The sequence below is a fragment of the Pseudomonas sp. A genome, from assembly GCF_056270345.1.
Genome location: NZ_CM149873.1, coordinates 3,791,505 through 3,810,414 on the forward strand (window position 1 = coordinate 3,791,505; position 18,910 = coordinate 3,810,414).

Annotated in this window: 15 protein-coding genes and 1 pseudogene; 10 read left to right on the forward strand and 6 right to left on the reverse strand. The window is 65.5% G+C overall.

Translation table 11 applies throughout. The features are described from left to right. The first annotated feature begins 8 nt into the window (after window positions 1-8). The 4 genes from cobM (at window position 9) to AC0MAZ_RS17000 (ending at window position 5,142) form a co-directional block, all read left to right on the forward strand. Window positions 9-761 carry a precorrin-4 C(11)-methyltransferase gene (gene cobM / locus AC0MAZ_RS16985; RefSeq protein ID WP_203646373.1) on the forward strand — a complete coding sequence of 251 codons (753 nt, stop codon included), beginning with the start codon at window positions 9-11 and terminating at the stop codon, window positions 759-761. 65 nt (window positions 762-826) lie between these two features. Then, the gene (locus tag AC0MAZ_RS16990) at window positions 827-1,069 is read left to right on the forward strand and encodes a DUF1272 domain-containing protein (protein ID WP_203646372.1); all 243 of its coding nucleotides are present in this window, start codon (window positions 827-829) and stop codon (window positions 1,067-1,069) included. A 173-nt stretch (window positions 1,070-1,242) separates the two neighbouring features. After that, entirely contained in the window at window positions 1,243-1,857 is a 615-nt protein-coding gene (locus tag AC0MAZ_RS16995; protein ID WP_203646370.1) for a response regulator transcription factor, read from the forward strand. A gap of 3 nt (window positions 1,858-1,860) precedes the next feature. Further along, window positions 1,861-5,142 carry a transporter substrate-binding domain-containing protein gene (locus AC0MAZ_RS17000; RefSeq protein ID WP_475858660.1) on the forward strand — a complete coding sequence of 1,094 codons (3,282 nt, stop codon included), beginning with the start codon at window positions 1,861-1,863 and terminating at the stop codon, window positions 5,140-5,142. Here the strand turns inward: AC0MAZ_RS17000 and AC0MAZ_RS17005 are convergent. After that, complete coding sequence (locus AC0MAZ_RS17005) at window positions 5,117-5,611, reverse strand: methyl-accepting chemotaxis protein (protein ID WP_371349979.1); 495 nt, start codon at window positions 5,609-5,611, stop codon at window positions 5,117-5,119. The two genes, AC0MAZ_RS17000 and AC0MAZ_RS17005, sit on opposite strands and share 26 nt — an antisense overlap. A 90-nt stretch (window positions 5,612-5,701) precedes the next feature. Beyond that, window positions 5,702-6,493: pseudogene (locus AC0MAZ_RS17010) on the reverse strand (PAS domain-containing protein); the annotation flags it as partial. A 141-nt stretch (window positions 6,494-6,634) separates the two neighbouring features. On the opposite strand from AC0MAZ_RS17010, the gene AC0MAZ_RS17015 reads away from it, so the two are divergent. Together AC0MAZ_RS17015 and AC0MAZ_RS17020 are read left to right on the forward strand one after the other, a co-directional pair. Continuing rightward, complete coding sequence (locus tag AC0MAZ_RS17015; protein WP_234561489.1) at window positions 6,635-7,021, forward strand: VOC family protein; 387 nt, start codon at window positions 6,635-6,637, stop codon at window positions 7,019-7,021. A 91-nt stretch (window positions 7,022-7,112) separates the two neighbouring features. Then, window positions 7,113-7,682, forward strand: a complete 570-nt coding sequence (locus AC0MAZ_RS17020) for a hypothetical protein (protein WP_475858661.1) — start codon at window positions 7,113-7,115, stop codon at window positions 7,680-7,682. Window positions 7,683-7,742: 60 nt separating this feature from the next. Here the strand turns inward: AC0MAZ_RS17020 and AC0MAZ_RS17025 are convergent, their stop codons facing one another. Next, window positions 7,743-9,422, reverse strand: a complete 1,680-nt coding sequence (locus AC0MAZ_RS17025) for an MFS transporter (protein WP_475858662.1) — start codon at window positions 9,420-9,422, stop codon at window positions 7,743-7,745. Between the two features lie 203 nt (window positions 9,423-9,625). Between AC0MAZ_RS17025 and AC0MAZ_RS17030 the strand changes: the two genes are divergently transcribed. Continuing rightward, window positions 9,626-10,312: a helix-turn-helix domain-containing protein gene (locus AC0MAZ_RS17030; protein ID WP_203646339.1), complete on the forward strand. Its 687-nt coding sequence runs from the start codon at window positions 9,626-9,628 to the stop codon at window positions 10,310-10,312. On the opposite strand, the gene AC0MAZ_RS17035 is transcribed toward AC0MAZ_RS17030, so the two are convergent. Both AC0MAZ_RS17035 and AC0MAZ_RS17040 read right to left on the reverse strand, forming a co-directional pair. After that, window positions 10,295-11,188: a sterol desaturase family protein gene (locus AC0MAZ_RS17035; RefSeq protein ID WP_475858663.1), complete on the reverse strand. Its 894-nt coding sequence runs from the start codon at window positions 11,186-11,188 to the stop codon at window positions 10,295-10,297. The genes AC0MAZ_RS17030 and AC0MAZ_RS17035 overlap by 18 nt on opposite strands. Before the next feature lie 213 nt (window positions 11,189-11,401). After that, the gene (locus tag AC0MAZ_RS17040; protein ID WP_203646335.1) at window positions 11,402-12,229 is read right to left on the reverse strand and encodes a DNA-binding protein; all 828 of its coding nucleotides are present in this window, start codon (window positions 12,227-12,229) and stop codon (window positions 11,402-11,404) included. A gap of 297 nt (window positions 12,230-12,526) precedes the next feature. On the opposite strand from AC0MAZ_RS17040, the gene AC0MAZ_RS17045 reads away from it, so the two are divergent. After that, on the forward strand, window positions 12,527-13,315 hold the full coding sequence (locus AC0MAZ_RS17045) for a formate/nitrite transporter family protein (RefSeq protein ID WP_267812541.1): 789 nt from the start codon (window positions 12,527-12,529) through the stop codon (window positions 13,313-13,315). Between the two features lie 6 nt (window positions 13,316-13,321). Here AC0MAZ_RS17045 and pdxR read toward each other — a convergent pair whose 3' ends face one another. Beyond that, window positions 13,322-14,812, reverse strand: a complete 1,491-nt coding sequence (gene pdxR / locus AC0MAZ_RS17050; RefSeq protein ID WP_475858664.1) for a MocR-like pyridoxine biosynthesis transcription factor PdxR — start codon at window positions 14,810-14,812, stop codon at window positions 13,322-13,324. Here pdxR and AC0MAZ_RS17055 point away from each other — a divergent pair, their 5' ends adjacent. Continuing rightward, on the forward strand, window positions 14,813-16,540 hold the full coding sequence (locus tag AC0MAZ_RS17055) for a M24 family metallopeptidase (protein WP_475858665.1): 1,728 nt from the start codon (window positions 14,813-14,815) through the stop codon (window positions 16,538-16,540). 123 nt (window positions 16,541-16,663) lie between these two features. Beyond that, on the forward strand, window positions 16,664-18,910 hold the full coding sequence (locus tag AC0MAZ_RS17060) for a TonB-dependent receptor (RefSeq protein WP_475858666.1): 2,247 nt from the start codon (window positions 16,664-16,666) through the stop codon (window positions 18,908-18,910).

The following is an 18,910-nucleotide window of genomic DNA, read 5'->3' on the forward strand; positions in this document are numbered from 1 at the left end:
GAACCCCCATGACGGTTTATTTCATCGGTGCCGGCCCCGGCGATCCGGAGCTGATCACGGTCAAGGGCCAGCGCCTGATCCGCCAGTGCCCGGTGATCATCTACGCAGGCTCCCTGGTCCCCGCCGCTGTACTGGAAGGTCACCAGGCGCACACCGTGATCAACAGTGCCGAACTCCACCTGGAACAGATCGTCGAGGTGATGCGCCAGGCCCACGCCAATGGCGAGGATGTGGCCCGCGTGCACAGCGGCGACCCCAGCCTGTACGGCGCCATCGGCGAACAGATCCGCCACTTGCGCGAACTGGGCATCGGCTACCAGATCGTCCCCGGCGTCACCGCCACCGCCGCCAGTGCCGCGCTGCTCGGTTGCGAGCTGACCTTGCCCGATGTGGCACAGACCGTGATTCTCACCCGCTTTGGCGACAGTTCGCCGATGCCGGCCGGTGAACAATTGGCCGACCTGGCCCGCCACGGCAGTACCCTGGCCATCCACCTGGGCGTGCGCCACCTGGCCCGCATCGTCGAGGAGCTGCTGCCACACTATGGTGTCGACTGCCCGATCGCGGTGGTCCATCGTGCCACCTGGCCGGACCAGGACTGGGTCAAGGGCACCCTGGCGGACATCGGCGAACGCGTGGCCGCCAAAGGCTTCCGACGCACCGCGCTGATCCTGGTCGGCCATGTGCTGGGCGACGCGCCGTTCGCCGACTCGGCCCTGTACCGCGCCGGTCATGCCCACCTCTATCGCCCAGGCTCGTGAAACGATTGCCGACCGGGGGCGCGGCGTAGCACACTGGATTTTCCAACTGGACGGAAACCAAGCCCATGCTCGAACTGCGCCCCAACTGCGAATGCTGCGACACCGACCTGCCCGCCAATAGCCCGGATGCACTGATCTGCTCGTTCGAATGCACCTTCTGCCGTGCCTGCAACGACCAGCACTTCCACAACCGCTGCCCGAACTGCGGCGGCCAGCTGGTGATCCGCCCCACCCGTGTCGGCAAGGTACTGGACAACAATCCCGCCTCGACACAACGTGTGCACAAGCCGCACGCACCCTGCGCCTGAACCTTCCTTGTAGGACTTTTCTACAGGTTGGTGCAGGTATTTCAACACACCTATACTCGCCTATTACCAAGGCTCCTGAATATCCGTAAGGTGCGCGCTGCCCAGCAAGTCCGCTGCCCAGCGCCTGTAATCGTAGGCTGGAAGCGCGCTGCACTTTGACAGGAGTTACCTGAATGACGTCCGTGCTGTTGGTCGATGACCATCACATTGTTCGACTTGCCGTACGCATGCTGCTCGAACGTGAACGCTTCACCGTCGTGGGGGAAACCGGTAAAGGCAAGGAAGCCGCCCGTTTGGCCGAGCAGACCAAGGCGGATGTGGTCATCCTCGATATCGGCCTGCCGGACCTCGACGGCATGGAGGTGATCAAGCGCCTCAAGCTGATCGACCCGCCGCCGCGGATCATGGCCCTGACCGGCCAACCCGCCGACCTTTACGTGCGCCGCTGCATGGACGCCGGCATCTCGGCCTTCGTCAACAAGGACGAAGACCTCGACGCCCTGGTCTTCGCCCTCAAGGCCCTGGTCAAGGGTTACTCGACCTTCCCGCAGATGGCGGTCAACAGCAACACCCTGGAAAGCGAGACCGAGCGCCTGAGGCTACTGTCCAACCGGGAAGTGGAAGTGCTGCGCCGGCTCAGCGCCGGCCAGAGCAACAAACTGATCGGCGAGCAGATGAACCTCAGCGCCAAGACCATCAGCACCTACCGCGGCCGGATCATGGAGAAACTCAAGGTCGAGTCGCTGGTGGAAATGGTCGACCTGGCCAAACGCAACAACGTGGCCTGAGCCATGCACCAGGGGACATCGCTTTGCCTGCTGCTGGTCGCGCTGCTGTCGCTGCCCACCCAGGCGCAAGTGCACAGCGAGCCCCGCCACCTGCTGGCCCGCGCCCTGAGCGTGGCGCCGCCGCTGGCGGTGGCTGCTTCCGACCGCCAGTGGCTCAATGAACGCAGGCGCCTGGTACTGGGCAGCTCGCACCCGGACTACCCGCCCTTCGACATCAACATCAGCCAGGCCGACTACGAGGGCCTGAGCGCCGACTACGCCGGTCTGATCGCCGAACAACTGGGTGTGCCGATCGAGGTGCGCCGTTATACCAGCCGCGCCCAGGCCCTCGACGCGCTGCGTGCGGGCGAAATCGACCTGCTGGGCAGCTCCAATGCCTTCGAAGCCAGTGATGCCGACCTGGTACTGAGCACGCCCTATGCCGACGACCTGCCGGTGATCGTGTCGCGACAGAACCAGAGCCTGCCCGAGGGTGACGACCTGGAAGGCCTGCGCCTGGCCATGGTCGACCATTACCTGCCCATCCACACGGTGCAGCAGCTCTACCCACGCGCGCAGTTGAACCTCTACCGCTCCACCCTCGCCGGTGTCGCCGCGGTGGCACTGGGGCAGGCCGATGTCTACCTGGGCGATGCGATCAGCGCCGACTACGCGATTGCCAAGGGTTTCCAGGAACGGGTCAAGGTCGATCACTTCGTCAAGGCGCCAACCAGCACTTTCGCCTTTGCCCTGGCGCGCGACAACCAACGCCTGCTGCAACTGGTCGACCTCGCCCTGGGACGCATCGCCGACAGTGAGCGACTGAACATCCTGCGACGCTGGACCGGAGGCAGCACCAGTGTCCTGCTCGACCGTCGCCTGGACGCCCTGACGGCCGAGGAGCGCGACTGGATCGCCCGACACAGGCAGATCAAGGTGATGATCAACACCTCTCTCGCGCCGCTGAGCTTTACCGATGCCCAACAGCAACCACGGGGCATCGCCCTGGACTTGCTGGAGCGTATTGGCCTGCGCACCGGCCTGCGCTTCCAGGTCGTCGAGTCGGAATCGTTCGAGGACATGGTCGAGCAGGTTGCCCAGGGCAAGGCCGACATGATCGCTGCCATCGGTTACGGTGTGCTTCGCGCCCAGCGCATGCGCTACAGCCGCCCCTACATGATCAGCCCACGGGTCCTGGTCACCCGCCAGGACGCGCCAGCGCTGGACGCCGTGCAACCTCTGCAAGGCCAACGGGTGGCGTTGCTGCGCGGCTCGCCTTCGCTCGAAGGGCTCGAACGCCAGTACCCAGGCCTGCGCACCGTCGAACGGGAAAACCCCCTGCAACTGATGGAGGCCGTGGCCAACGGTGACGCCGATGTCGCCCTCAGCTCGCAGATCAATGCCACCTACTTCATCAACCAGGTGTTCAACGGCCGGCTCAGGATTGCCGGGTTGCTGGGCGACGAACCGGCGCTGGCGACCTTCGCGGTAAGCCCGACGGAACACCAGTTGCAGGCGATCCTCGACAAAGCGTTGCTGAGCATTCCACCCGACGAGTTGGAGCAACTGGTCAATCGCTGGCGCACCAACACCGTGGTCAGCGACAGTCCCTGGCGCAACTACCGCACCCTGGCCCTGCAGGTCCTGGTACTGGCCGCCCTGCTGCTGACTGGCGTGGTGTTCTGGAACACCTACCTGCGCAAGTTGATCCACCAGCGCAGCGAGGCCCAGCGCGCGCTGCAGGAGCAGCTGGCGCTCAGCCGCGGCCTGCTCGAACAATTGCGCCAGGCCAAGGACGATGCCGAACAGGCCAGCCGGGCGAAGAGCACCTTCCTGGCGGTCATGAGCCATGAGATCCGTACGCCCATGAACGCCGTCATCGGCCTGCTGGAAATGGCCCTGGAGGACAGCCGGCACGGTCATAGCGATCGCCAGGCCCTGGAGGCGGCCCACGACTCGGCGATCGGCCTGCTCGAGCTGATCGGCGATGTGCTGGACATCTCACGCATCGAGTCCGGCCACATGACCCTGCAACCGGTGGCCATCGACCTGGTCGAGCTGATTCGCTCCACCCTGCGGATCTTCGAGGGCAGCGCCCGCCTCAAGGGGCTGGCACTGCGTGCGGTGCTGCCTGCCGCCCCGGCCTGGGTGCTCGCCGACCCGCTGCGCCTCAAGCAGGTGCTGTCGAACCTGCTGAGCAATGCCATCAAGTTCACCGACCACGGTCAGGTCGACGTGTCGTTGCTGATGACCTCGCTCGATGGCGGCCTGCAGCAGGCCAGCTTGCAGATCAAGGACAGCGGCGTAGGCATCGGTGCCAGCGACCAGGCGCGGCTGTTCACCACCTTCTCCCAGGTCGATGGTCGACAGGCGCGCCAGGGTGCCGGCCTGGGGCTGGTGATCAGCCGCGAGCTGTGCGAACTCATGGGGGGCGAACTGACCCTGCACAGTATCGAGGGCCTGGGGACCCAGGTCGATGTCCGCCTCACCCTGCCCGGCGCCGAGCCCAGCGCCGACGCGATGCCCGACAACGCGGTGGTCGCAGCCCTCAGCGGGCCGCTAAAGGTCCTGGTGGTGGACGACTACCCGGCCAACCTGCTGCTGCTGGACAAACAGCTGCGCTTGCTGGGCCACCAGGTGAGCCTCGCCGACCAGGGCAAGGCGGCGCTGGCACTCTGGCAGGCGGATCATTTCGACGTGGTGATCACCGACTGCAGCATGCCGGTCATGGATGGCCATGAGCTGGCCCGCGCCATTCGGGCGCAGGAGCGCGAGACTGGCTCATCGGCCTGTCGCATCATCGGCGTCACCGCCAACGCCCAGGCCGAAGAGCGTCAACGCTGCCTGGACAACGGCATGGATGAATGCCTGTTCAAGCCGATCGGCCTGCAGGCGCTCAAGGCCTGCCTGCCACTGGCTGCCGCGCCCCAGCCTGACCCGGCTGGGGAAGCGCCGCGCTCCAGCGGCTTCGACCTGGCCGAGCTGCGTCACCTCACCCAGGACGACAACCAGCTGATCAGGCGCCTGCTGGAGCAACTGGCACGAAGCAGCGCCGAAGACCTGCAAGCACTGCAGGCGCTCGGCGCCAATCCGTTACCCGAGGCCCTGGTGCCCGTGGTCCACCGGGTCAAGGGGGGCGCCAAGATGCTCAAGGTCAGGGGCGTGAAACAGGACTGCGAGGCCCTGGAGCAGGCCATCGCCCAAGGCGAACCGGTGGACCGGCTGCTCGCCCGGCTCCAGGCCAGCCTGCGCAGCCTGGAGCTGGAACTGCGCCAGAGCCTCAGTGCAATTGAAGGGTCGAACTGATCTGGCTGATGGCGTCCACCACGTGCCGCGAACCCTGCTGTATCTCCATGATCACCGTGCCAGCCTCGTTGGCCAGCTCCACGCCAAGCCCCGTACGGGTCAGGCTCGATTGCATGCTGGCCACTGCGGTCAGTGACAGGTCATGATTCTGTCGCACCACCTCGACGATCTCCAGGGTCGCCTTGCTGGTACGCGCCGCCAGGTTACGCACCTCGTCGGCGACCACGGCGAAGCCCCGGCCATGCTCGCCGGCCCGGGCCGCCTCGATGGCGGCGTTGAGTGCCAGCAGGTTGGTCTGGTCGGCGATGCCGCGAATGGTCAGGACGATCTGGCCGATCACCTCGGACTGCTTGCTTACCGCGTCGATGGTGCGGGCGGCATCGTTCAGCTCGGATGAAATCTGCTCGATCACCTCCACCGCCTGCTGCACCACCTGGGTGCCCTTGCGCGCGCAGGCGTCGGTCTGCATCGAGCTGGCGTGGGCGGCATCGGCAGCGGTCTGCTGGGTGCTGATCTGACGGGTGATGTCACTGGCGAACTTCACCACCTTGTACAACCGGCCCTTGTTGTCGAAGATCGGGTTGTAGGACGCCTCCAGGTACACGGTCTGGCCTTGCTTGTTGACGCGTTCGAAGCGGTGCGAATGGTACTCGCCGCGGTTGAGCGAGGCCCAGAAGTCGCGGTACTCGGCCGACTCGCGCTCATGGGGCAGGCAGAACAGCCCATGGTGGCGCCCGACCACTTCCTCCAGGCGATAGCCCATGGTATCGAGGAAGTTCTGGTTGGCCTTGATCACCCGCCCGGCCGGGGTGAACTCGATCACCGCCATGGAGCGGCCGATGGCCTTGAGCAGGCTTTCGCTCTCGTGCTCCTCGATCACGTGGCGGGTGATGTCGGAGGCCACCTTGATCACGCTGGTGACCTGCTGGCGCTCGTCGATCACCGGCATGTAGCTGGCCTCCAGCCACACCTCGCGACCGGCCTTGTCCAGGCGTTCGAAGGTGCCGCTGATGGCCTTGCCCTCGCCCAGCTCGCGCCAGAGCTGCTGGTACTCGGCGCTCTTGGCGTAGGTCGGGTCGCAGAAGATCCGGTGGTGCTTGCCGCGGATCTCGTCGGCGCTGTAGCCCATGGTCTTGCAGAAATGCTCGTTCGCCTCGAGGATCGTGCCATCCGGCGCGAACTCGATCATCGCCATGGAACGGCTGATCGCGGCCAGCTTCGCCTCCATGCCCGCCAGGGCCTGCCGGGCGCGCTGGATTTCGACCAGATCGGACTTGCGATGGTATTCGAACATGGGCCGGGGCTCCTGTATCCACGGGATGCCCTGAGCATAGATCGGCCCAAGCGCCATGCAAGCGATCTGATATCACTTTTGGATTAGGCATTTGTACCGTCTGTCCGTTCGCAGCTTGGCGATGCCAACAAGCCCCAACCCGAGGCCGCGCAAACACTCTCTATACTCAGGCAACGGCGCATTACCGGAGAGGTACGCATGAAGATCGTGGTCACCAGCATCCTCGTCGACGATCAGGCCAAAGCCCAGGCCTTTTACCACCATGTCCTGGGTTTCGAACCCAAGCACGACATCCCCATGGGCAAGCACCGCTGGCTCACCCTCACCTCCCCCAACGACCCCAACGGCGTCGAACTGCTGCTCGAGCCCGACGCCCACCCTGCGGCGAAGACCTACAAGGCCGCGCTCAAGCAGGACGGCATTCCCGCCACCTCGTTCGGCGTGCGCGACATCCAGGCCGAGTATGAGCGGCTGTGCAAGGCCGGCGTGAAGTTCACCCAGCCGCCCACCGCCATGGGCCCTGTCACCGTGGCCGTGTTCGACGACACCTGCGGTAACCTGATCCAGATCGCCCAGCGGCATTAGCGGCCAAGTGTCCGCCTGAAACCTGCGTGGCATTCCCCGCAGGCTGCTACATTGCTGGCTTCCCCCGGCGCAGCCAGAACAAGGACAACCCATGCGCTACGAATTCAGTGAAGTGCTCAACGATCTGATCGACTATTTCCTGCTTGGCGATGTTCAACTGCTCGAACAGTTCAAGGAAGACCACGACCTGCCCGACGACCTCGCCCGCGCCTTCACCAGCACCGACAGCGGCGACCTGGCGGTGGCGCAAGGGGTGATCCTGCCGCTGGCCGGAATCGATAACCTGCCTTATCGCATCCTGTTCACCCTCGACGAGCGCACGCCGGCACTGCTGGAGCCCGGCAGCCGTCTCAAGCATCGTCGTGCGGGGTATGTGCTGCGGGTCGAGAACCGTGCGCTGATACTGTTCACCTGGCGCGTCCTGCAGCACTTCACCAACAAGACCCTGGGCGACCTGCTGGCGCGCTACCAGGAGCCGGGGCGGCCGATCATCGAGCTGGACAACGGCTGGTACGTGGTGGAGGTACTGGCGGGCGCCGTGGTGCGCGACGGGTTGTACGAACCGGCGATCGAGTTCGTGCTGAAGAGAACCTATGCCAAACCGCAGATGGCGGCGGTGGATGTCGGGTACCGATTTACCTTGCGTGGGTACTTCGACTGATCAACCGTCATCGCGGGGCAAGCCCGCTCCCACGAGCGTGTGGAGCGGGCTTGCGGGCGGTCAGGTGTGGTTGATGTCGCGATCCTTGGTTTCCGGCAGGAAGAAGATCCCCAGCACCGCGGTCATCACCGCGATCACGATCGGGTACCACAGCCCGTAGTAGATGTCCCCGGTCGCCGCGACCATGGCGAAGGCCACCGTCGGCAGGAAGCCGCCGAACCAGCCGTTGCCGATGTGGTATGGCAGCGACATGGAGGTATAGCGGATCCGCGCCGGGAACAGCTCCACCAGCCAGGCAGCGATCGGGCCGTAGACCATGGTCACGTAGATCACCAGGATGCTCAGCAGCAACAACACCATCGGGTAGTGGATCTTCGCCGGGTCGGCCTTCTCGGGGTAGCCGGCTTCCTTCAGGGCCGCCGTCAGGGTGGCGGTGAAGGCATCACTTTGGGTCTTCAGGTCCGCCGCGGCCAGGCTGCTGCCCTCGAAGCTCGGGATCACCCGCTCACCAATGCGGATCTGCGCCACGCTGCCAGGCTCGGCTTTCTCGTTCTCGTAGGGAATGGCCCGTTTGGCCAGCAGGCTCTTGGCGATGTCGCAGGAGCTGGTGAACCGGGCCTTGCCCACCGGATCGAACTGGAACGCGCACTGCCCGGGGTCGGCCACCACTACCACCGGGTTCTGCTCCTGGGCGACGAACACGTCCGGGTTGCCGTACTCGGTCAGTGCCTTGAAGATCGGGAAGTAGGTCAGCGCGGCGATGATGCAGCCGGCCATGATGATCTTCTTGCGCCCGATGCGGTCGGACAGGCTGCCGAAGACGATGAAGAACGGCGTGCCGATCAGCAGCGAACCGGCAATCAGCAGGTTGGCGGTCTGCGGGTCGATCTTCAGCGTCTGCAGCAGGAAGAACAACGCATAGAACTGCCCGGTGTACCACACCACCGCCTGCCCGGCGGTGCCGCCGAGCAGCGCCATGATCACCACCTTGAGGTTGTCCCAGCGGGCGAACGACTCGGTCAGTGGCGCCTTCGACGCCTTGCCTTCGGCCTTCATCTTCATGAATACCGGCGACTCGTTGAGCTGCAGGCGGATGTACACCGAGATCGCCAGCAACAGGATCGACAGCAGGAATGGTATGCGCCAGCCCCAGGCCTCGAACGCCTCGGTACCCATGGCGGTACGACAGGCCAGGATCACCAGCAGCGAGAGGAACAGGCCAAGGGTGGCGGTGGTCTGGATCCATGCGGTGAAGAAGCCGCGCTTGCCCTTGGGCGCATGTTCCGCCACATAGGTCGCGGCGCCGCCGTACTCGCCGCCCAGCGCCAGCCCCTGCAGCAGGCGCAGGCTGATGAGGATCACCGGCGCGGCCACGCCGATGGTCGCGTAGCTGGGCAGCAGCCCCACCACCGCGGTGGATATACCCATGATCACGATGGTGATGAGGAAGGTGTACTTGCGCCCGATCATGTCGCCCAGGCGCCCGAACACGATGGCGCCGAATGGCCGCACGGCAAAGCCGGCGGCGAAGGCGAGCAAGGCGAAGATGAACGAGGTGGTCTCGTTGACCCCGGCGAAGAAGTGCTTGGCGATGATCGCCGCCAGTGATCCGTAGAGGTAGAAGTCGTACCATTCGAACACGGTGCCCAAGGACGAGGCGAAGATGACTTTGCGCTCCTCCCGGGTGATGCCACGTTGGGGCGCGCTACTGCCCGTGGATGCGCTGTCTAGGACCGCCATGGGTCGCCTCCGTCTGGTTGTGGTAGACCGGAGTGCTCCAGCAGATCCCAAAGCACGCACCCAGGCCCAAGGGCATTGCAGGCTGCGCGAAGCACGACGAGGCATCGGCCTCGGATCGCGGCAAGTCACCTCAAGCATAATCGGCCTTTGAACGATATCCACTCGCATGAGTGTTTATGGGCCAATTTGGATAGGAAGCAGGGATGAACGAACGACAGGACGGCGCTTGGCGAGGTCGACTCTGGCTGGCCGATGACCATTGCCTGCTGTTCGGCACGCCGGGCCGTACCAGTGCACACGCCCACTATGCCCATCAGGTGCTGCTGCCCCTCGAGGGCAAGGTGTGCGTTGAGATCGCGGGCGAGCAGCGCAGCGGCAGGTTGCTGGCCATCGGGTCGCTGCAGCCCCACGCCATCCTCGCTCATCAGCCGCCTTGCATCACTCTGTTCGCCGAACCTCTGGCGTTTTCCCTGGAGACCTTGCTCGACGTCTGCCAACAGGCACCCCGTAGCATCCCCGGTCTGGCCCAAGCACTGCGTCTGACACCGCGCCGTTCGCTGGACCCTCGCCTGAACCGGGCACTGGCGCGGATCCGTGCGCTGGACGACCAGCGTCTGCCTGCCACGGCGCTGGCGCAGGAGGCCGCGCTGTCGATCAGCCAGCTGGAACGCTTGTTCAGCGACAGCCTCGGCCTGTCGGTACGACGCCTGGTGCTGTGGCAGCGTCTACGCCAAGCCCTGCGCCAAGCCCTGACCGGCGCCTCCCTGACCGAAGCAGCCATGGCCGCGGGCTTTGCCGACTCGGCGCACCTTTCACGCAGCCTGCGTCAGCAGTTCGGTATCCGCGCCAGCGAGGCCCTGCGCCACCTGCGCTCAGACTCGCTGGTCTAGGGCCTGGCGCAGGCCGCGTGGCAGTGGTGCCGGCGGCTGCGCCGTGGCTGCCGGGCGAAACGGCTCACGCAGCTGTGCCAGGTATGCTTGCGGGTAGTCCGGGCGATCACCAATGCCCATGTCGTCATCGGCCAGCCCATAACCAGGCAGATGCAGCGCGGTCCCCAGCAGGCGATCCCACAGCGGGAAGAACAGGGCGAAATTGACGTCACCCAGCGTGCCGTACTTCAGATGGTGCAGCCGGTGCACGGGCGCCCAGGCGAACAGATGGCGCAGGCCGCCGATGCGCATGTCGACATTGCTGTGCTGCAGCAGCAACTGCACCGAGATGCTGAAGGCCAGCAGCGCCGCGATATCCTGCGGCAAGCCCAGCAACAGCAACGGCAGCACACCGCCGAGGGCCTCGGCCAGTTGGTGCAGCGGGTGCTTCATCAGGCCGTTGAAGCCGTACAGCCGGGTCACGCTGTGATGCACCGCGTGCAGGCGCCAGAGCAGCGCGCTGCGGTGGCTGGCGTAGTGCACCAGGGTGATGCCCAGGTCGGCCAGGGGTATGGCAAGCAGCAATTGCCACAGCACCGGCCAGTGGCTGGGCCACAGCCCGCTGGCCGGCAGCCAGCCGGCGAACAGTGGAATCGTGGCGATGCTGGCGACATTCAGGGTTTCGTTGACCAGCGCGTGCAAGCCATCGCGCCCGCCCTCCCCGTCAGCCTCGCTCCAGGCAGGCTTGTACGGATACAGCGCTTCGCAGGTGAACGACAGCAGGATGGCCACGCCGAGCAGGGGCAGCAGCCAGAGAATGTCGGCGCCGAGGTTGATCAGGTAGACGGCTGTGCCGATGAAACCGAGGAAGAAGCATGGGGCATAGAGGATGCGCATGGAAGGCTCCGGTCATGGATGGAGCCGCGAGTGTTGCCTGGTGCCTGAACGTGACGCTTGAACGAACGGCGCATTTCCTGCCTCAGGCCTGCACACGTCCCTGTAGGAGCGGCCTTGTGCCGCGAAAGGGCCGCAAAGCGGCCCCGGCGATCTTTGCATCGACGCTGAAATCCTGGGGCCGCTACGCAGCCCTTTCGCGGCACAAGGCCGCTCCTACAGGGGACCGTCGATCGCGCCTTGGATTCGTGCCGCCAACTGACGACGCATCTCGTCATTGGCGCCCTGGGCCTGGGCCAGTATCGCCCGCAACCCTTGCACCTGGGCGTCACGCTGCTGCAATTGCTCGTCCAGCAACCTGCTCTGTGCCGTCGCCTGGCGCTGCTCGGCCAGCAGGCGCTCATTGTCGCGGTGCAGGCGGGTCAGCTCATCCTGGCGGGCGATGGCGCCCTGCTGCAGGGTCTGCAACTGGCCCTGCAACTGGCGGACCTGGGTCTCGCTCCGGCGTTGCTCCTGCTGGCGCTGTTCGAGGCTGGCGCGCAGTTGCTCGTCCTTGTCGGCCAGGCGCGCCTGCAGTTCGCCCTGGGACTGGCTCAGACCGGCACTGCGCAACTGTTCGGCCTGCAGGTTGGCCTGGCTGGCGGCCAGGCGTTCGGACTCGACGTGCAGCGCACCACTCAAGGTCTCGACCTGGCGCAGCGCGCCGGCCAGTTCGCGCTGGACCCGTTGCAGCTCAGCCTGCATCGCCGCGCAATGGGCCTGTGCGGCAGCCTCGGCGGCATCGATGCGTGCCTGCCCTTCCTCCTGCAATTGCGCGGCCAGTCGCTCGACCATCCGCCCCAGCGGTTCGCTCAGCGCCGTACTGTTGCCCAGCAGCGACACAGGCTGGCGATCGAGTTCCTTCAGGTAGCGGTGGATGGTGGTCTTCGACCCGGTGTTGCCCAATTCGATACGTATCGCATCGATACTCGGATTCTCACCCCGGGCCATCAGCGCCTGCCGCGCTTGCTGAACCGCTGCCTTGTCGATGCCTATACGGGCCATTGCTCACTCCACCATTACATACCATGGCATGTACCATGTAATTTGCTGAATACTGCACGTCCCGCGCCGCCTTTTCAAGCGCGTCGGTTGCAGGTCGTCCATTACGGTCGCTTTGATATAGTACAGCCCGCTTGAACACCCGCCCTTCATAGATGATATCTATCACCTCATCCAGCCTATCGATTTGACCGCGTCAAATTGCCTCAGCTAACGTGCCGCCCGCTTCGAAGCCTTCCCCGCTGCTGCCAAACCCCGATCCACGGCCTGAGCCGTCGTCCTTGCGTTCGAGTTGTTGAAATGTCTGTGAATACCCCCTCCCGGATCACCGAGCTGGTCATAGAAGCCGGCACCCGTAAAGCCCATCTACCCACCCGCGCCACCCTGATCCTCGGTTTCCTGGCCGGGGCGTTCATCTCCCTGGGTTTCCTGTTGGCGATCCACGTCAGCACCATGATCCCCACACCATGGGCCTCGTTCGGCACCCTGCTGGGCGCCGCGGTGTTTCCCATCGGCCTGATCCTGGTGATCCTGGCCGGGGGCGAACTGCTTACCGGCAACATGATGAGCCTGCCCCTGGCGATGTTCGCCGGACGTATCCGCCTGTGGGCGGTGGCGCGCAACTGGGCCCTGGTGACCCTGGCCAACCTGCTGGGCGCGCTGTTCGTCGCCTACTGCTTCGGCCATCTGCTCGGACTGACCGAGGGGCCGTACCTGGGCAAGACCCTGGCGGGCGCCACCAGCAAGGTCAGTGCCGATTTCCTGCATGCCTTCGTCTCCGGCATCGGCTGCAACTGGCTGGTGTGCCTGGCGGTGTGGCTGTCGTACGCCAGCCGTGAGATGAGCGGCAAGATCCTCGGCATCTGGTTCCCGATCATGGCCTTCGTCGCCATCGGCTTCCAGCACGTGGTGGCCAACATGTTCCTGATCCCGGCGGCGATCTTTGCCGGCTACCTGAGCTGGGGGCAGTTGCTGGAAAACCTGGCGGCGGTGTTCCTGGGCAATGCCGTGGGTGGGGCGATCTTCGTCGGCTTGGCCTACTACGTCTCGTTCGGCGCACCGGCTCAGGAACAGGGCGCGCTGCAGTAGCTGGCCTCAGCCGGCCACCGCCTTCGCAGCCTGGGCCAGACGCTGCACGGCCTGGCGGATCTCGTCCGGATCCAGCGAGGCGAACCCCAGGCGCAGGGCATTCTCGGGTTGGCCGGCGGGTGAAAACTGCCGGCCGGCACGCACCACCAGGTCCAGTCGCAGCGCCTCGACCGCCAGCCGACCCACGTCGATCGACGGGGCGAACCTCACCCACAGCGCCAACCCGCCCTCCGGCACCTGCACTGCGATACGCTCGCCAAAGGCCTCCCGCAGGCAAGCCAGCAACATATCCCGGCGCTGCCGGTATTCCCTGGATACCCGCCGCAGATGCTTCCTGAGCTCACCAGCCTCGATCAGGTCGGCGAGCATCCGCTGCATCACCGCATCACCCTGCCCCAGGCTCAGCGCCGCGGTGCGGCTCAGCGTCTCGACCACCGCCGGCGGCGCGACGATGAAGCTGCAACGGAAGGTGCTGCCCAGCGACTTGGACAACGAGCCGACATAGATCACATGGCGCTGCAGGGGATCACTGGCCAGCGGCAGGTAGGGCCGCCCGGCAAAGTGGTACTCGTGGTCGTAGTCCTCCTCGATCACGCAGAAATCATGGCGCCGCGCCAGTTCCAGCAACTGCCGCCGGCGACCGGCGCGCAAACTGACGGTGGTGGGAAACTGGTGGTGGGGCGTGACATACAGAAAGCGCACCGGATGCAGCCGGCACAGCGCTTCGATCTGCTCGACGCGACAACCCTCCTCGTCCAGGTCCACGGTCTCCAGCCGGGCACCCAGCTGGCGAAAGATCTCCCAGGCCGGCGGATAGCTCAGCCGCTCCACCAGCACCACGTCACCGGGCCTGAGCAACACGCTGGCGGCCAGGTACAGCGACATCTGCGTGCCCTGGGTGAGGCAGATGTGCTCGGCCCCCACGTTCAGCCCGCGCTCCTGGCGCAGCATGTCCGCCAGCACCCGGCGCAGGTGATGGCCGCTGCCGTCGCTGCCATGGCGCACGGTATTGGTGGCGAAGCTGTGACGCAGGGCCTTGCGGTAGTAACGGTGCAGGACCGCCTGGGGCAACAGGCGATGGTCACAGGCGCCATTGTCGAAGAACAGTGCCCCGGGGCGCTGGTGCCACGCCGTTGCCTGCTCGCTCGCCGCGAAATACGCAGTGGCAGGCGCATCGCGCAATTTCGGAGCGAATGGCTGCGCCACCTGGCGCGCCGGCGTCGCCTGCGCGGCGAGCTGCTGGCTGACGAAGGTTCCCCGGCGCGGCACGCTGTACAGCCAGCCCTTGGTCGCCGCTTCCTCGTAGGCAAGGATCACCGTCTTGCGATTGACGTCGAGCAGTTGCGCCATGTCCCGGGTACCCGGCAAGGGGGTTCCGGGAAGCAGGCGGCCATCGCTGATCGCGCTGACCAGTCCTTCGACGATCTTTCGATAGGAGGCCTGCGGCTCGCCCCCGTCCAGGTTGAGCAACGGCCGCCATTTGCGTAACTGGACCATGTGAATTATCCAAAACTGGAGGTTTTCCTGGTCCAAGTCTACCGCAACAATCACCGCTCCCACTGCCGCGAGGTCGCCATGCCCAACCACCATGTCATTGAATTGTCGCCCTCGGGCAGAACCTTCGAGGCCGGCGACGAGCTGCTGCTCGACGCCATGCTCGCCAGTGGCCTTGCCGTGCCCTTCTCGTGCCGTCGCGGCGCCTGCGGCTCGTGCAAGGTCAAGGTGGTCGCCGGCCAGTATCGCGACAGGCTGCGCGACGCGGATACGCCCGCGCCCTCCTATCCCCTGGCCGCCGACGAAATGCTGCTGTGCCAGAGCCACGCTTGCGGCGACATGCGCCTGGCGATTCCCGGCTGGTCACTGGACACGCCGACGCTGGCCTTCAGCGCGCGGGTACTGGACAAGCGCTCCCTGAGCGTCGATATCACCGAGCTGGTGCTGCAACCCGAACAGCCCGTCGAGGTACGTGCCGGCCAGTACCTCAGGTTCCGCCTCGACAACGGTGACAGCCGCTGTTTCTCCATCGCCAACCTGCCGGCGCAGGACCAGGGACGGATGCTGTTTCATATCCGCAAGGTCGCTGGCGGCCTGTTTTCCGAGCACCTGCTGCCATCACTCGGCATAGGCGACGTGCTGAACCTCGAAGGCCCGGTGGGGGCCTGTACCTGGCAGCATGAAGATGAACGCCCCGTGGTGCTGTTCGCCACAGGGACCGGCTATGCCGGCATCAAGCCCCTGCTGCTGACGGCCCTGGCACGCAATGCCGAGGTCACGCTGTATTGGGGCGGTGCCTCGCCGGCCGATTTCTACGACCGTGCGTTCCTCGACCAGTGCAGCCAGGCGCACCCTCGGTTTCGCTGGCATCCGGTCCTGGCCACCCAGGCCCGCGTGCAGCAGGTGGCACTGGCCCAGTCACATTACTGGGCCGATACCCAGGTCTACGCCTGCGGCAACGGCACGATGATCCAGCAGGTCCGCGAGCAATGCCTTGGCGCAGGCGTGCAGGCCCATCGCTTCATCGCCGAGGCCTTCGTGCCCAGCGGCGCAGCGCTGCCGTCCACGGCACTGGACCCGCAACTGGAGAAAGTCGGCCCGCGCTACTCGCTGGACGGCATGCTCGCCGCCCGCGAACAGACGGTACGGGCCCTGGCCGCCATCGCCAGCCAGCTGGAAGTCGGCATGACCACCGCCCAGGCCTTGGCCATGGCCGAGCGCACCTTGCGGGCCATGGGCGCCTCGCACACCTGGCACCCGACCTACATCCGCTTCGGCGACGACACCGTGCGCACGCCGCGCCAGGGCATCGACCCGCAGCGCAGGCTGCGCGCCAGCGATATCGCAGTGGTCGATCTCGGCCCGGTATGGGACGGCTACGAGGGCGATTATGGGGATACCTTCGTGTTCGGCGACCGCCCCCTGCACCACGCCTGCGTCGAAGCGCTGCATGCCGTGTTCGACGAGACGCGCCTGGCCTGGCGCCGCGGACTGACCGGGCGCGAGCTGTACAACGTCGCCGAGCGCAGTGCCCAGGCCAAGGGCTGGTGTCTGGAGCGCAACCTGGCCGGGCATCGCATCGCCGACTTCCCCCATGTCCTGTACGGGCAGGAGAAGCTGGCCGACCTGCAGATCGTGCCGGGGGAGATGGTCTGGGTGCTGGAAATCCAGCTGTGCCATCCCAGCGAACCGGTCGGGGCGTTCTTCGAGGATATCCTCATCGCCAGTTGACCCTGCCGGGCTGATCGTCAGCTGTACTGTTGGATGTTAATGATTTGCATTGAGGTTTTACCGTGCTGGGTCGGAAAGCCTAGTGAATGCCTTCACTCACTTGCGAATCGAAAGGAATCCAGCATGTCGCAACAGCGTGTCAGCCCGGCGCAGCAGCCGGCTGTGCCCCACTTCGACCTCAATCGCACCTTCGCCGCCGTGCACATGGCCTTGTTGCTCGGCCTGGGCGGTGTCTCCATGAGCGTGACCGCGGCGCAGACCGTGGAACGGGCCGAGGAAGTGGAAAAAAACCGCCAAGGCCAGGCCAGCGGCAGCCTCGAGCTGACCGAGACCCGGGTCGAAGGCGACCTTGACGCCCCGAGCGCACTGCCCCCCGCCTACGCCGGCGGCCAGGTGGCCTCGGGTGGCCGGGTCGGCCTGCTGGGCAACAAGGACTTCATGGAGACGCCGTTCAGCACCATCAGCTACACCGACCAGTACATCCAGGACACCCAGGCCCAGACCGTCACCGACGTGATCGCCGCGACCGACCCCGCAGTCTTCAGCAACGGCCTGAAGGGCACCTACAGCGAGAACTACTCGATCCGCGGATTCAACTCCAACATCAACGATGTGAGCATCGGCGGCCTGTACGGCATGGCGCCCTACTACCGGATCTCGCCGGAGATGTACGAGCGCATCGAGGTGCTCAAAGGCCCGTCCGCCCTGCTCAACGGCATGCCGCCGGGCGGCTCGGTGGCCGGCAGCATCAACCTGGTGCCCAAGCGCGCCGGCGCCGAACCGCTAACCCGAATCACCACCACCTACATGTCCGACGCGCAGTTCGGCGGGCACCTCGACGTCGGCCGCCGCTTCGGCGAGCAGCAGCAGTTCGGCGTGCGCTTCAACAGTGTCTATCGCGACGGCGACACCGCGACCGACCATCAGCGCATGAAGGCCGAGCTCAACGCCCTGGGCCTCGACTGGCGCGGCGAGCGGGCGCGCCTGTCCGCCGACCTGTACGAAAGCGAGGACCGGGTCAGGGGCCAGAACCGCGGCATCGGCCTGGCCGCAGGCGTGCCAGTGCCCCGGCCGCCGAAGTCCGAGACCTTGCTCAACCCGGACTGGGGCTTCGTCCAGACCCGCGACAAGGGCGTGATCGTGCGCGGCGAGTACGACCTCAACGACAACCTCATGGCCTATGCCGCGGCCGGTACCAGCAAGACCGACTATGCCTACAGTGGCACCATGCTCGCCGAGGTGTTCAACACCGCTGGAGACATGGAGACGAACATGGGCCAGTTGAAGATCGACCTCAAGAAGACCTCGGGCGAGGCCGGCCTGCGCGGCCATTTCGACACGTTCGGTGTCGGTCACCAATGGTCGCTCAACGCCACGCACTACTCGGACAAGCAGCACGATTATGGCCGACGCAACGTCCCGGGGGCCGAGTGGATCAACAACATCTACCACCCTGTCTGGGGACCGGAGGCCGCCAGGAGCTACCCGCCGATCTCCCACACCGAATCGCGCCTGAGCAGCTACGGCCTGGCCGACACCCTGTCGTTCCTCGACGAGCGTCTTCAACTCACCTTGGGCGTGCGTCGCCAGCAGGTGCTGACCGACAGTTTCGACGTCAGCAACGGCGCGCATACCACGCGCTACAACGAGAGCGCCACGACCCCGGCGGCGGCAGTGCTGGTCAAGGTCACCGACGAGGTGTCGCTGTACGCCAACTACATCGAGGGCCTGAGCAAGGGCGCCATCGCGCCGTTCAACACGGCCAATCGCGGGGAGGTCTTCGCCCCCTACAAGTCCAAGCAGAAAGAAGTCGGCATCAAACTCGACCTCGGCGACTTCGCCCACACCCTGAGCCTGTACCAGATCGAACGCCCTAGCAGCTTCACCGACCCGGTAACCAGGGTCTTCTCCTTCGGCGGCGAACAGCGCAACCGCGGGCTCGAGTGGAGCTTCTTCGGTACTCCGCTGACCGATGTGCGCCTGATGGGCGGCGTGGCTCGCCTGGACCCCAAGGTGACCAAGGCCGCCAGCGGCTCGGATGAAGGCAAGACCGCCACCGGCCAGCCGAAACTGCAGGGCAAGCTGGGCGTGGAATGGGATACCCCGCTGCTCGATGGCCTGACCCTGACCGCCAACGCCAACGCCGTGTCGAAGCAGTACATCAGCAGCGACAACAGCCAGTCGATTCCCGGCTACACCATCTACGATGTCGGCGCCCGCTACCGGCTGCAGGTGGCCGACCACCCGGTGACCTTGCGCAGCACAGTGGAGAACGTGACCAACAAGGCCTACTGGGGTATGCCGTTGCTCACCAGCCTGGGGCTGGGTGCGCCGCGTACGGTACAGCTGTCTGCCAGCATCGATTTCTGA